Raw genomic sequence first — 13,270 nt, 5'->3', positions numbered from 1 at the left:
CTTGACGGAAGCACTGCTTGGTGCGCCATCACCATACCGGCCGTGGGCCGGGGCGACTGACGCGACAGGGCCTCGGGGGCCGCGTGATCGCCCACAGCGTCACGCGCGGGACCACTGCGGGGCTGCTACGGTCCTCGCCCCCGGAATCACACGGTTTCCTCCGAGGAGCCGCCGGTGGAGGGGATCGAGCCCGCCGCAGGGGCCTGGGTGCTGGTGCCGTGGGCGCTCGGCTGGGAGGCGATCAGGCCGTCCGGCGTGACGGTGGTGATGTAGGAGCGGCCGCCCAGGATGACGCCGAGCGTCACCAGCAGCCCGGTGCCCAGGAGGGTGGCTACCTGCAGCACGTTGAGGTCGGCCAGGATCGCGTGGCGGCGCAGCGAGGCCGCGGTCGAGGTGGCGGAGCCGGTGGGGCCGGTCGGGCCGGTCGGCTCTGTCGGGCCGGTGGAGTCTGTGGAGAAGCGGGTCATGTGGTTCCTCCTGTTTGCTGGGGATGGGAACGGGGGCGTTCGCCCCGATGAACCCAGGTAACCGCCGGGGCCTGTCGTCCTTGTAGGGCGGGCCTGTGCCGTCCCTGTGAACCGGGTGGGCCATGGGCCGATCCGCATGCTGGCGGGGATCGTCGTCGGCGGAGGGGCCTGCGTGAGACATGCCGCATGGAGGGGGTGGCTGAGAATCGTGCCCGACGCCGGCGGTGGGTGCTGTGAGGCCGTCAGCGGCGCGGCGCGACCTCCAGCAGCTCGCGGGGCAGGAGCCGGGCCAGCTCATAGCCGTCGGCGCCCACGACGACAGGCACGTCGGCCTCGGCCAGGGTCCGGGCCTCGGGCCCGATACCCATGGGGTGGGCGGTCAGCCCTCCGGCGAGCACCTGCTGGGTGGCGGTCAGGTGGCGGATGGCGACGGCGGCGATCCGGTCGGCGTGGTGGCGGGCGGCCTCGCCGTAGATGTACGGGTCGTGCTGGCCGTCGTCGCCGAAGAGGATCCAGGTGATCTGGGGCAGGTCGATCATGAGCCGGCGCAGCTCGGTGCGCTTGTGCTCGATGCCCGAGCGGAACCAGCCGGTGTTGGTCGGCCCCCAGTCGGTCATGAGCGCGGGCCCCGAGGGGAAGCCGTGGCGGGAGAAGAAGGAGCGCAGGGTGGGGACCACGTTCCAGGCGCCGGTGGACAGGTACATCATCGGGGTGCCCGGGTGGGCGGCCTGGATGCGCGAGTAGAGCTCGGCCATTCCGGGGACGGGCTCGCGCGCCGAGGAGTACTTGACGAGCTGGTTCCAGGCGGCCACGAGTACGCGGGGGACGTGCGTGACCATGGCGGTGTCGTCGATGTCGGAGATGATGCCCAGGCGCGGCCCCTCGGGGATGATGAGGACCTTGGCGGCGACCGCCTGCGCCCCCGTCGCCTCGATCCTGGCCTCGTGCCAGCCCGGCTCCAGGCCGTGATCGCGCACGACGACGTCGATGTAGCCGCCGCGGTCGGCCCGGGTGCGCACACTGGCCCGGCCCACGTGGACCGTCACCGGCAGGAAGGCCACCGGCACCTCAATGAACAGGCGCCAGCCCCGCTGGGCGTCGAGCAGACCGGTCATGGCGAAGCTGCGGGCCTGGGCGGCGCTGACGGGAAGGGCGTCGGGCAGGGAGCGGAACAGCGGCCCCTCGGCGGGGGCGTCCTGGGGGCGCATCACCATGCGGGCCAGGACCCGGGCCATAGAGGCGGGTCGGGTGGGCTGGGAGGAGCCGGAGGAGGCTCCGCGGGATGCTGAGGCGGAGGGGCGGTGGGCTCCGGCCGCGCTGCGCTGGGCCGCCGTGTCCTGGTGCTGCTCCTGGTGACGCTGCGCCGTCGGGCCGGGCTGGGCCGGGGCGCTGGTGCCGTAGCCGTCGTAGGGAATGACGCGGGGGCGCCAGCCCTGGCGCTTGAGGACGGGGACGGTGTCGCGATGGAACTGGTCCTCGACGGCGCGGGCGATGTCGGAGAGGGGCACCCCTGGATCCTAGACGACTCAGTGGTTCCGATCTTGTGCGTTCGTAGGGTAGATCGTGCGTTCGTAGGGTAGGTCGCCGGTTCGTACCCTTAACCCCCGAACGCGAGGCATAAGGTACGAACGCGAGCGCCCCTCAGCGGCGCAGGGCCCTCAGGCGCCGGCCGCTCGCCCACCACAGGACGGCTCCGCAGCCCAGCGCCCACCAGGTGTAGCTCGAGCCGACGGCCTTGGCCCAGGTGGGCCAGTTCTGCTCCACATGGTTCTGCTCGGGGAACCACCACTGCATCGCCAGGATGAAGACGAGGAACCCGGCGGCGCCGGCCACGCCGAGCGCGGTCGAGCGCCAGCGCCAGGTCGCCGCCGCCACCGACATGAGCGTGGGCAGGCACCACACCCAGTGGTGCGACCAGGAGATGGGGGAGATGAGCAGGCCGAGCACCATGACCACGCTGATCTGAAGGGACAGGACCAGGCCGTCGTCCTGCCCGGGACCTTCGGCCGCGTCGCCGGCACCCCGCAACCGATCCAGCCGGCGGCACAGGAGCCAGGCCGCCACCACGGCGAGCAGGGAGCAGACCGCCCAGGTGAGGTTCCAGGCGGACTCCGGCAGGCCCCGGGCAATCGCCCCCTTGAGGTTCTGGTTGCCCGAGTAGTCGGCGAAACCGGCGCGTCCCGGATCCCACATGGCCGAGGTGAAGAACTCCCAGGACTCGGTGGGGGCCGCCAGGGCGGCCAGGAGCGTCAGCCCGACGGCGCTGCCCGCCATGGTGGCCGCCGCCCGCCACTCCCGACGCGCCAGGAGCACCAGGATCGCGACCGCCGGCGTCAGCTTGATCGCGGCGGCCAGGCCGCTGAGGGCCCCGCGCCAGCGCGAGCGCTGGGGAACCAGGAACAGGTCCACGGCCACCAGCGCCATGAGAATGGCGTTGACCTGGGCGTACTCCATGGTCTTGGGGAAGGGCTCCAGGGCGATGACCCCGATGAGTGCTAGCCAGGGCGACAGGGTGTGGGCCATCCATGACCCGACTCCCAAGCGCCTGAGAACCGCGTAGGTGGTCACGGCGGCGCACAGCGGCGTGGCCACGATCAGCAGCACAGTGGCCGACTGGTACGACATCCAGGTCAGTGGCGCGATCACCCAGGCCGCCAGGGGTGTGTAGGTGAAGGGCCACAGATGCTGGGCCGGGTTGGCGTACCAGCTGTAGAGGTCCCCGCCGTCGAGCCACTGACGGACGGCCTCGTAGTAGACGAAGGAGTCCAGCTTGAACAGCCACTGGCCGGTGTCATCCACCAGGGACCAGTAGGCGGGCACCAGCAGGGCCAGCCACCCCAGAATGGCGACGACGGGCGCTGAGACGACGGCGCGCGCAGCCGCCACCAGCCGCGCAGGCCGGGCGGCAGGCGTCCCGCTCCCAGGGGCAGGGTGGTCCGTGGGGCCGGTGCCCGACTGGGAGGGACGGGAGACGTGTTGTGGATTTCCTGCGATCGGCATCGTGCTGAGTGTAGAAGAGGCACCAAGAACGCTGGGAATCGAGCCGCCCGCCGACGTCACTCAGTGACCGCCCAGAGAGCCGCTGGTCCGTGCTCGCCTGAGCGCGGACAGCCCCAGGACGCCAACCACGACGGCGCCCCAGGCGAAGGCGGCCACCGCCAGGTACCCGGCGCGCGAGCCGCCGGCGTCCGTGGCCTGCCCCGCCAGAAGGGAGCCGATCGAGACCCCGATGTTGAGCGCCGTACTCACCCAGGCCAGGCCCTCGGTCAGCTGGGAGGGGGCCACCGTCACCTGCACGATGTTGTTGCCGCTGGTCAGGGTGGGGGCGATGGCCAGCCCCGTCAAGAGGGCCAGGACGGACAGCACCACCAGGCTCGGTGCGAAACCGAAGGTTGAGGCCCCCACCGCGAGCCCCACCAGCCCGGCCATGAGCTGCTTCCACAGCGGCCACCCCCACGTGCGCGAGCCGTAGAGGAGGGCAGCGACGAAGGAGCCCACGCCCCACACCGCCAGGATGAGTCCCGAGGCGGACTTGTGCCCTGCCTCGGTGGCGAAGGCGACTGCGGCGACGTCGTTGGCCCCGAACAGGGCCCCCAGGATGAGGAAGACGACGGCGATGGACACCATGGCGCCGTAGCGCATCACCGCAGGGTGCTCCGCGGCCTGATCCGACTGCTCGGTGGCCTCAGCGGTGCGCCGCCGAGTCGGGTGCGGCGTGGGCTCGGTGGCGCGCTGGCTGAGGAACCACAGCCCCCCGAACAGCTGCATCACCACACAGCACACCCAGCCCGAGGTCACCGGCAGGAACGGCGTCGTGCACAGGGCCGTGGCCAGCACCGGCCCGAGAATGAAGGCCACCTCGTCCAGGGCCGCCTCCAGGGAGAAGGCCGCGTGAACCTCCTCGGGGCGGGTGAGCATCGCCGTCCAGCGCGCCCGCACCAGTGAGCCCATGGAACCGGCCAACCCTCCCGCCAGAGCCGACAGGGCGGCCAAGACTCCCAGGTGCGTGCGCATGGCGGCGGCGAGGACCAGCCCCACCAGGCTCAAGGACGACACGAGGACCGCGGGCAGCATGACCCGCGACTGGCCGTAGCGGTCGACGCAGCGGGCAAGGATCGGTGCCCCGATGGCCATGGCCACGAAGTTCGCGGCGCTGACCAGGCCCGCGGCCGTGTAGGAGCCGTAGAGCTCCTCGACCGCGAGGATCGTGGAGATCCCCACCATGGACATGGGGAAACGGGCGATGAGCCCGGCACTGGTGAAGGAGCGGGCACCGGGGTGAATGAGGATCGTTCGGTAGGAGGTGGCCATGTCGGACGTCGTGTGCTGCTGGAAGGTGAGGCTGACAGAACGGGTCGGAGCCCCGACGGGCGGGGCTCCGACCTCGGGTAAGAGTGATCAGTTGCCGCTGTGGGTGGTGGAGGTGACGCTCTGTCGGCTGAGAGTGAAGCCCTGACCGTTGACCTGGTTCCAGCAGTGCATGCCCTGATCGGTCGACTCGCAGGCGAAGGCGGAGTGCTTGGCGGCCGAGCCGTAGCTGAGGCTGACGCCCTTGGTGGCGAAGGTCGACCCGCAGCTCTGGCTGGACTTCCCATCGGCGTCGATCGTGACCGTCAGCGGCTTCGAGGAATCGCAGGAATCGGTCTTGGCGTGCTCGTTGATGACGCAGGTGACGTTCTGGTCGTTCAGGGTGCAGGTGATGTTGCCGCTGGGGGCGTCGAAGGCGGACAGCTCCTGGGCGTTGGCGGGCGCCGGCGCCTTGAACGTGGGGGTCGCCGAGGCGCTCGGGGTGGCCGAGGCCTTGGGGGAGGCGGACGGGGAGGCCGGGGAGGGGCTGTCCTGAGCCGCGGCCTGGCCGGAGTCGGCCGGGGCCTCGGTGCCCGAGTCGGCGGCCGAGCCCTTGCCGCTGCCCCCGGAGAGGTACCAGGTCGCCAGGAAGACCAGGACGGTGGCCACCAGGAGCGCCAGGATGAGCAGGATGCGGTTGGAGGTCAGGAAGGAGGAGGGGGGCTGGGAGTCGTCGTCCTCGGTGCCGACGCCGAAGACGCCGTCGTCGCCGGTCACTGCGGGGGCCTGCTGCACGGGAGCCGGAATGACCGGGCTCTGCGCCTGGGAGACGTTCGCGGACTGCTGGAAGGTCTGCTGCAGGGCGGGCTGAACCGGCCGGGCCGGCGACTGGGAGGCCATCGCCTGGGCGGGGCGGGACGCGGGGACGGAGACGGTCGGGTCGCCCGCGGCCTGGAAGCCGTCAACCTGTGTGTTCGCACCGGCTGCGTTGAAGGCGCTCGGTGCGCTCGCGGCGCTCCTCGAGCTGGTGGCGGAGATCGCAGAGGCGCCGGAGGCCGCGCTGCCGGGCTGGAGCGAACGGGGCAGGGTCACCTGCGTGGGGGCCTCGGAGGACCTGGCCGATGGTGCGCTCGGCTGGGCGCCGGGGGGCGAGACTACCGCCAGCTGAGGCGATGACTGCGCCGACGGCGCTGACTGGGGCTGGCTGTCGCGAGAGGCCAGGGCTGCGTCGACCGCGGGGTCCCCCAGGGTTCCCAGCCACTCCAGGAGAGCGGGATAGGTGCGTGGGTTGGCGGCGATGTAGGGGCGCAGGCCGGGGTAGTTCTGTGCCAGCTGGTGGAGGGTCTCCAACTCTGCATTGGGATCCTGCGCTCGCGCGACAAGCTCGTCCTTGGCCTGAGACATGCTGGGTCCTTCGAGGGTCGGGAAAACGACGTCGGTCCAGGTTGTGACCGGCACCTGGTGCCGTCGTGGGTCGGGTTCGGGCCACCCGTGATACCGAGTCAGGGAACGCAGTACCATCTCGGCGGCATGTGGGTCGGTCAGCCGGCCACGTTGGAAGACTACCTGAGGACACCGTGACTCCGACTGCCTGACGGGTCACGGCCGCAGCTCGTCAGTGTCTCACGACGGCGGATCGTCGCCGTTGGCGGCGGCGGAGGGACCCGGTCGGTGGGCGCAGCGGGGGCCGGCGCCGCTGGCCTGCGACTCGGTGCAGGCTCCCACATGATGGAATTGGGGCGGTGGTGCGGTGGTTCCGGACGGGGTGCTGGGGTTTACTAGGGGAGTGCATGCGACGCAAGGGAAAGGGAGCCGATGACCGAGCACGTTCGTGCTGATGCCGATGCCATCGCGATCCGCGGTGAGGACGGCATCAGGGCCTCGGAGGTCGTTGTCGGTGCGGCTACTGACGTGGGGCGCCTGCGGACGATCAACGAGGACGGCTACCTCGCCATCGCTCCGGCCTTCGTCGTCGTCGACGGGATGGGCGGGCACGCCGCCGGCCGTATGGCCACGCAGGTGGCCCTCGACTCCCTCTACTCGCTGGCTGGGACGATCGTCACCGACGTCGACACGGTGGTTCGCGCGGTGGTGGCCGCGCAGGAGGCGATCATCGCCATCCCGTCCCACGCCGCCTACCTGCCCGGAGCGACGATCGCCGGCGTCATCCTGGCCTGGATGGTGGACGAGCAGGGGGTGATGCGACCGACCTGGGTCATCTTCAACGTGGGGGACGCCCGGGTCTACCTGCTGCGCGACGACATGCTCTCCCAGGTCACCCGCGACCACTCCCGGGTCCAGATTCTCATCGAGACCGGTGAGCTCACCCCCGAGCAGGCGCGCCGCGACCCCCGCCGCAACATCGTCACCCGGGCGCTGGGCGGAGGTATCGCCGACTCCGGCGTCCCGGACCTCTACACCGTTCCGGTGGCCGCCGGGGACCGGTTCCTGATCTGCTCCGACGGGCTCAGTGACGAGCTCGACGACGAAGCCATCGCCACCGTGCTGGCGGCAGGCTGCACGGCGCAGCGCACGGCCGAGCTCCTCGTGGCCGCCTCCCTGGAGGGCGGAGGGCATGACAACACCACCGCCATCGTCGTCGACTCCCTCCAGGTGCCGGCTCTTCCATCGACGGCGCACACGCCATCCCTCGGTGGCGCGAGCAGTCAGGAGGCGCGGTGACGGACTCCCCGGTTCCCTCCCCCTGCCCGCCACGTGAGCGCGTCCCGCTGCCCGAGGGGCTGACGCGCCTGTCGGACGGCGCTCTGCGGGTCGACGGCGTTGACGGGACCGCCGTCATCAACCCGGCTGCCGGCTGCGAGCCCGGTGGCGTCTCCGTGGAGACCGGCCTGCGGGTCCTGCAGGCCCTGGGCGGCACCTACCTGCCGACGGTGGGGCCGGCGGCCCCGAGCGGGCCCTCCCCTCAGAACGCCGCGCCCTCGCAGGCCGCAGCGCTGCGGCGCTCGGCCCCGCGCTCCATGGCATCGGAGCCCACCGGCATCATCCCGGCCGAGCCCAGTGACGAGACCACGCTGCTCAAGCCGATCCCCCCGATCTCCCCGGCCTCGGGCTCGCCCCGGGAGACGGCTCCGGAGCCCTTGCAGGTGCCTTCTCCCGCCCCGGCCGATTCTTCCGCCGCGGCCTCTCCCGTCATGGCCTCTCCTGCCGAGGCTGCTTCTCGTGCCGGATCCGACAGGTCCGCGGACTCGGCTCCCGAGCTGCTGGAGACGGGTGTCTGGGAGGACCCCGACGACCCCTTCGAGCCTCCGGAGCAGCAGCACCCGGAGAACACTGAGGCCACTGCGGAGGACCTGGACACCGGCGACGTGAGCCCGTTCCCGGACTACCCCGAGCCGGAGCCCGGCTCGGGGCGTCGGCGTCGCGGCGCCCACCGGGCCCCCACCGCCCCCTCGGCGAGCTCGGGCGGCAGTCCGACGGCCAACACCCCCACTGCACCGGACAACTCCAAGAGCAAGCAGCCCCAGCCCGTCCGGGAGCCCCAGCCCTTGGAGGCCCTGCCCGACACGGAGGTCGTCTCCGCCTCCGAGGCGGCGCTGATCGCGGCGCCCCCCGTGCGGGCCTCGATCTGCCCCCAGGGGCACGCCAGTCCTCCCGAGCTCCGGGAGTGCCTCATCTGCTCCCAGCCCCTGACGGGAGTGATCTCCTACGTGCGCCGGCCGGCTCTGGCCACGCTGACCCTGTCGACCGGCGCCGCCGTCGAGGTCGCCGGCGACGTCGTCGTCGGACGGGCCCCCCAGGTGCAGGCCGGGGGCGATCCGCACATCGTGACCCTGGTCCCGGTGGCCAGCCCGCAGCACATGGTCTCGCGCTCCCACCTCATGCTCACGACCTCGGGGTGGAGCATCCTGGCCCAGGACCTGGGCTCGTCCAACGGCACGGTCCTGGCTCGCCCCGGTGCGACGCCGGTCCTGCTGGGACCGGGAATGCCGACGCCGGTCTTCATGGGGGATCTCATGGACGTCGGCGACGGGGTGACGCTCCGTATTGACCCGCCGTCGTGGCTGAGGTTCCGTAGTGGCTGAGGTCACTGTCCGAGTGGTCGTGCTTCGCCGGTGCGGCTCCGGCTTCTCAGTAAGACTGGACCCGGGTGCCGATCATGAGCCGGGACCGTGGAAGGAGAATTCATGAGCGACCTGACGTGGACAGAGATGCCGGAGGTCAATCCTGAGCAGCCCGACGAGCTCGTCCTGGACTTCTCCGGAGAGATCTACCGGGTCGCTCCGGCCGACGCCTTCGTCATCGGCCGAGGCGGAGACCTCGATATTGACGACAACCCCTACCTCCACCGCCGATTCCTGGTCTTCGCTCACTCCGAGAACCTCTGGTGGATCGCCAACGAGGGGTCGCGGTTGTCGGCCACCCTGACCGACGGTGAGGGACTGGTCCAGTCCCGACTGGCCCCGGGCGCCCGCATGCCGCTGGTCTTCCCCCGGGTCATCCTCACCTTCTCCGCCGGCCCGACCACCTACGAGATCAACCTCATCACCTCCGGGGAGGACCGTTTCTCCGGGATCGACGGCGTGCGTCAGTCCTCCGGCCAGACCACCATCGGGGTGACCCCGATGACCCGCTCCCAGCTGCTGCTCGTCCTGGCGTTGTCTGAGCCGGTGCTCAAACGGGCCGGGACCGGGGCAGCCGAGATCCCCTCCTCCGCGGCGGCCGCGGCGCGCCTGGGCTGGCCGCTGACCAAGTTCAACCGCAAGCTCGACAACGTCTGCGAGAAGCTCGACCGGGTGGGGGTGCGTGGGCTGCGCGGCGGCCGTGTGGCCGGAGCCGCCTCCAACCGGCGTACCGCCCTGGTGGAGCACGCCGTGTCCACCCTCATGGTCACCGCCGAGGACCTCTACATGCTTGACGAGGAGCTGGCCGCCAACCAGGCCCCCGCCGACCAGGCCCCCGCCGACCAGACGGCCGAGCGCTCGGCGAGCACCGCCCCGGTGGCCCAGAGCTCGCCGTCGGCGCCGAGGCGATGACGTGACGCGGGGAGTGATGAGTCGCCGGGGAGACGTGGACTCGCCCCGAGTGGAGAGGGACGTCGTCGAGGAGGAGTTCCCCAACCGGGCGCTCCTCGACGAGGTCCTGGCGGACGATCCCGAGGAGGATGAGCTCTTGGAGAAGGACTCCTCGCAGGAGGAGCTCTCGGACGGTGACCGTCCCCGCCCTGCCCGGCGACGTCACGTGTGGCGGTGGCTGGCGGTCCTGGTGGTGCTCGTCGTCATCCTGAGCGCCGGGGCCGTCGGGGCGGAGTACCTCGTGCGCGGGCAGGTCGACGCCGCCGTGCGCTCCGCCCTGCCGGGGCTCAGCCCGGACGCCCGGATCGCCACCAGGGGAATCGTCCTGCCTCAGGTCGTCGGCGGCTCACTGGACAGCCTGAGCGTGGACTCCTCGAGCCTGACGCTCACCTCCAAGGGCCAGAGCAACGCCTCGGTCACGCTCAGCGACGTCGACGTCGATCTGAGCCACATCAGCCTGCACAAGCCCTATCAGACGGACGCCGTGGCGGCGTCGGGCACCATCAGCTGGCAGCAGGTGGCCGAGCTCGCCGCCGCATCGCACCCGAAGCTCAAGGGCGTCACCCTTCAGGCCAAGCGCACGGGGACGAGCACCCAGGATCCGGGGGCCATCCAGGCCTCGATGTCCCTGCTTGGTCTGAGCGGTGAGGCCGAGATCGTCCCGTCGTTGGGTGCCGACGGCAGCCTGGTCCTGACCATCACCTCCACCCGGATGGGTGGGAGCAAGCTCGGCGTCGACGTCGACACGGGGCAGGACAGCATGCTCAGCTATATCGGGCTGGACTCCCCGCAGATCACGATCCCCGCGAAGTCCCTGCCGCCGGGGCTGCGCCCGACCAGCGCCATCGTCACCAACGACGGGCTCCGGCTGAGCCTGGCCGGGAGCCGGGTAAACCTCGGCCAGCTCTGACCCCGGGGCGGCGACCCCATGACGATTCGTCTCACATTTCCTTCAAAGTGGCGCGAAACCGGTGAAAAATGGAGGCCTGCCGGGGCTGTGGGGAGGACTTCCCCTCCGCTCGTGCCCCAGGTGGCCCCGGCTCGTATAGCCTGCCAATGCGTTGCCTATCCAGGCGCGAGCACGTGGCGCGAGGAATCAAGCCAGAACTGAGCGAGGAGAACCATGAGCATGCAGCCCGAGCACCGCGCCCAACCCGGCAGTCAGCCGGGTGGCTGGGGTAGTGGCCAGCAGTACGGTCAGTCGAGCGGCCAGCCGGCGGCCCGACAGACCGGTCAGCCCACCGGCTCCTCCGCGGGGCAGGGCGCTGCGGCCTCGGCGCAGCAGCCGCCCTCGGTCCCTCCTCAGATCGACCCGCAGGCCGCCGGGGCCCGCTCCGTGCCGACCGCATCATCCAGGATGACGGTTCCCGGCTACCCCTCCGGCCCGGCGGCGCCGGCCGAGGAGAAGGTCGACACCGGCCCCCTGCCCTCCCGTGAGGCGCTGCGCCGCGAGGCCCGGGCCGCCTCCAGCCGTCGGGGCGCCGGGGACGCCGACGTGGAGCGCGCCGCTGAGCTGCTCAAGTCCGTGGCCAACATCTTCTCCCAGCGCGTCGTCGGTCAGGAGCAGCTGCGCACGGCCCTGGTGACCGCTCTCATGTCCAGTGGTCACATCCTGCTGGAGTCGGTGCCCGGCCTGGCCAAGACCACCGCCGCCCAGACGCTGGCCTCGGCCGTCTCCGGCTCCTTCCGGCGCATCCAGTGCACGCCCGACCTCATGCCCAACGACATCGTCGGCACCCAGATCCTCAACTCCTCCACCGGCGAGATGACCACCCAGCTGGGGCCGGTCCACGCCAACATCGTCCTGCTCGATGAGATCAACCGCTCCAGCGCCAAGACCCAGTCGGCCATGCTCGAGGCCATGCAGGAGCGTCAGACCTCCATCGGCGGCGTCGTCTACCCGCTGCCCCACCCCTTCATGGTCCTGGCCACCCAGAACCCCATCGAGGAGGAGGGCACCTACGTCCTGCCCGAGGCGCAGATGGACCGCTTCCTCATGAAGGAGGTGCTCACCTACCCGCGGCCCTCGGAGGAGGCCGACGTCCTGGACCGCATCTCCAACGGGACCTTCGACCAGCCCGTGACCGGTCGGCCCATCTCCACCGACGACGTCGAATGGCTTCAGCGGGCCGCCGAGCGGGTCTATGTCGATCCCGTCATCAAGCAGTACATCGTCGCCCTCATCAACACCTCCCGCGGCGGGGGGCCGCGGCCCGTGCCCGGCCTGGACCGGCAGGTGCGCGTGGGGGCCTCCCCCCGTGGCGGCATCGCGCTGATGAAGGTGGCCCAGGCCGTCGCCCTCCAGGAGGGGCGCACCTACGTCATCCCCGACGACGTCCGCTTGCTGCGCCACGGGGTGCTGCGCCACCGGCTGGTGCTCACCTATGACGCCCTGGCCGACGGAGTCGCGCCCGAGGCGATCATCGACGCCATCTTCGCGGCCGTCCCCACGCCCTGAGCCCGGTGGGGACCAGCACAGCGATGAGCACGGAGGTACATGGCGCCCCCGAGGCGCCCGAGTCCGATTCCGGCGAGGGTCGGCGCGGTACGCGGATCGAGCGTCTGCGCGCGGCTCTGAGCCTGCCGACCCTGCGCCGCGCCACAGGGCTGCTCGACGGGCGCCACAAGTCGGTGTTTGTCGGGCGCGGGCAGGACTTCGATGACATGTCCTTCTACCGGCCCGGCGACGACATCTCCGACATCGACTGGAAGTCCTCGGCCCGCCTGGGGCAGCCGGTCATCAAGCGCTACCAGCGCGAGTCCATGATGCCCATGGTGCTGGCCGTGGACACCGGTCGGACCATGGCGGCGATGACCCCCACGGGCGAGGACAAGCGCGACCTGGCCCTGGGAGTGGCGGAGGTCTTCGCCTACCTGGCCCGGATGCGGGGGGACTCGGTGGCGCTCGTGGCCGGTGACGCCGGCCGGATGGTCTCGCGCCCGGCCCGTTCTGGGGCCAAGCACGTGGAGACCCTGCTGGCGCTGCTGGCCCGCACCTTCGAGGACCTCGACGCTCCCGTCGAGGGGGCGCCCGGCGTCTTCGAGCTGGCCCCCGGGGCCCCGCCCTCCAGCCTGCCGCACCTCATGGAGCGGGTGAGCACCTGGCACCGCCGACGCAGCCTGGTCATCCTTATCACCGACACCGCCCACCCCGGCCCCGATGCCGCGACCTGGCTGCGGCGCCTGTCGATCCAGCACGAGATGATCGTCGTCCAGATCGAGGACGACGACCCGCTGCGCCAAGGCGGCGGCCGCGGGCGGGACATCGACCTGCCCTTCGAGATCCCCGCCTTCCTGCGCGCGGACTCCTACCTGGCGGCTCACGCGGCCGTGGTGCGCGAGCAGTGGCGCACCACCGTCGAGCAGGTGCTCGACGCCCGGCACCTGGAGTACGGCGTCGTCTCCTCCGAGGAGACGCTCATCGACTCCATCGCCGAGCTCCTCCAGCGTGAGCGCGCCGCCGTGGCCAGAGGGAGGCGGTGA

11 protein-coding genes are annotated in these 13,270 nt (G+C 71.3%); 6 read left to right on the top strand and 5 right to left on the bottom strand.

Going from position 1 to position 13,270, the window contains the following annotated elements:
- Positions 1 to 146: 146 nt before the first annotated feature.
- From RIV14_RS04395 to RIV14_RS04375, 5 genes are all read right to left on the bottom strand, one after another.
- Positions 147 to 467 (bottom strand): hypothetical protein, encoded by a 321-nt coding sequence (locus RIV14_RS04395; protein WP_075372369.1) that lies wholly within the window; start codon positions 465 to 467, stop codon positions 147 to 149.
- A gap of 242 nt (positions 468 to 709) precedes the next feature.
- Complete coding sequence (locus RIV14_RS04390) at positions 710 to 1,975, bottom strand: App1 family protein phosphatidate phosphatase (RefSeq protein ID WP_075372368.1); 1,266 nt, start codon at positions 1,973 to 1,975, stop codon at positions 710 to 712.
- A 133-nt stretch (positions 1,976 to 2,108) separates the two neighbouring features.
- Positions 2,109 to 3,467: a glycosyltransferase 87 family protein gene (locus RIV14_RS04385; protein WP_256699272.1), complete on the bottom strand. Its 1,359-nt coding sequence runs from the start codon at positions 3,465 to 3,467 to the stop codon at positions 2,109 to 2,111.
- A 60-nt stretch (positions 3,468 to 3,527) separates the two neighbouring features.
- A complete protein-coding gene (locus tag RIV14_RS04380; RefSeq protein WP_075372367.1) occupies positions 3,528 to 4,778 on the bottom strand; it encodes an MFS transporter in 1,251 nt (416 codons plus the stop codon).
- Positions 4,779 to 4,865: 87 nt separating this feature from the next.
- A complete protein-coding gene (locus RIV14_RS04375; RefSeq protein WP_075372366.1) occupies positions 4,866 to 6,158 on the bottom strand; it encodes a variant leucine-rich repeat-containing protein in 1,293 nt (430 codons plus the stop codon).
- 411 nt (positions 6,159 to 6,569) lie between these two features.
- On the opposite strand from RIV14_RS04375, the gene RIV14_RS04370 reads away from it, so the two are divergent.
- The 6 genes from RIV14_RS04370 to RIV14_RS04345 all read left to right on the top strand — a co-directional run bounded on the left by RIV14_RS04370 (position 6,570) and on the right by RIV14_RS04345 (position 13,270).
- A complete protein-coding gene (locus RIV14_RS04370; protein ID WP_081379572.1) occupies positions 6,570 to 7,436 on the top strand; it encodes a PP2C family protein-serine/threonine phosphatase in 867 nt (288 codons plus the stop codon).
- Positions 7,433 to 8,797: a hypothetical protein gene (locus RIV14_RS04365; protein WP_075372365.1), complete on the top strand. Its 1,365-nt coding sequence runs from the start codon at positions 7,433 to 7,435 to the stop codon at positions 8,795 to 8,797. Before RIV14_RS04370 ends, RIV14_RS04365 begins: the two co-directional genes overlap by 4 nt.
- A 102-nt stretch (positions 8,798 to 8,899) precedes the next feature.
- A complete protein-coding gene (locus tag RIV14_RS04360) occupies positions 8,900 to 9,748 on the top strand; it encodes an FHA domain-containing protein (protein ID WP_075372364.1) in 849 nt (282 codons plus the stop codon).
- Between the two features lie 16 nt (positions 9,749 to 9,764).
- Entirely contained in the window at positions 9,765 to 10,697 is a 933-nt protein-coding gene (locus RIV14_RS04355; protein WP_075372363.1) for an LmeA family phospholipid-binding protein, read from the top strand.
- A gap of 219 nt (positions 10,698 to 10,916) precedes the next feature.
- Positions 10,917 to 12,245 carry an AAA family ATPase gene (locus tag RIV14_RS04350; RefSeq protein ID WP_428978863.1) on the top strand — a complete coding sequence of 443 codons (1,329 nt, stop codon included), beginning with the start codon at positions 10,917 to 10,919 and terminating at the stop codon, positions 12,243 to 12,245.
- 23 nt (positions 12,246 to 12,268) lie between these two features.
- The gene (locus RIV14_RS04345; RefSeq protein WP_075373151.1) at positions 12,269 to 13,270 is read left to right on the top strand and encodes a DUF58 domain-containing protein; all 1,002 of its coding nucleotides are present in this window, start codon (positions 12,269 to 12,271) and stop codon (positions 13,268 to 13,270) included.

Origin of the sequence: Actinomyces acetigenes, assembly GCF_031296635.1 — a bacterium.
In the GTDB taxonomy this organism is placed as follows: Bacteria; Actinomycetota; Actinomycetes; order Actinomycetales; family Actinomycetaceae; genus Actinomyces; species Actinomyces acetigenes.
This window is presented reverse-complemented; position numbering and strand designations above follow the sequence as displayed.

Coding starts and splice junctions, on each gene's coding strand:
- RIV14_RS04395 (WP_075372369.1), bottom strand. CDS start 467: ATGACCCGCTTCTCCACAGACTCCACCGGCCCGACAGAGCCGACCGGC.
- RIV14_RS04385 (WP_256699272.1), bottom strand. CDS start 3,467: ATGCCGATCGCAGGAAATCCACAACACGTCTCCCGTCCCTCCCAGTCG.
- RIV14_RS04380 (WP_075372367.1), bottom strand. CDS start 4,778: ATGGCCACCTCCTACCGAACGATCCTCATTCACCCCGGTGCCCGCTCC.
- RIV14_RS04375 (WP_075372366.1), bottom strand. CDS start 6,158: ATGTCTCAGGCCAAGGACGAGCTTGTCGCGCGAGCGCAGGATCCCAAT.
- RIV14_RS04370 (WP_081379572.1), top strand. CDS start 6,570: ATGACCGAGCACGTTCGTGCTGATGCCGATGCCATCGCGATCCGCGGT.
- RIV14_RS04360 (WP_075372364.1), top strand. CDS start 8,900: ATGAGCGACCTGACGTGGACAGAGATGCCGGAGGTCAATCCTGAGCAG.
- RIV14_RS04355 (WP_075372363.1), top strand. CDS start 9,765: ATGAGTCGCCGGGGAGACGTGGACTCGCCCCGAGTGGAGAGGGACGTC.
- RIV14_RS04350 (WP_428978863.1), top strand. CDS start 10,917: ATGCAGCCCGAGCACCGCGCCCAACCCGGCAGTCAGCCGGGTGGCTGG.
- RIV14_RS04345 (WP_075373151.1), top strand. CDS start 12,269: ATGAGCACGGAGGTACATGGCGCCCCCGAGGCGCCCGAGTCCGATTCC.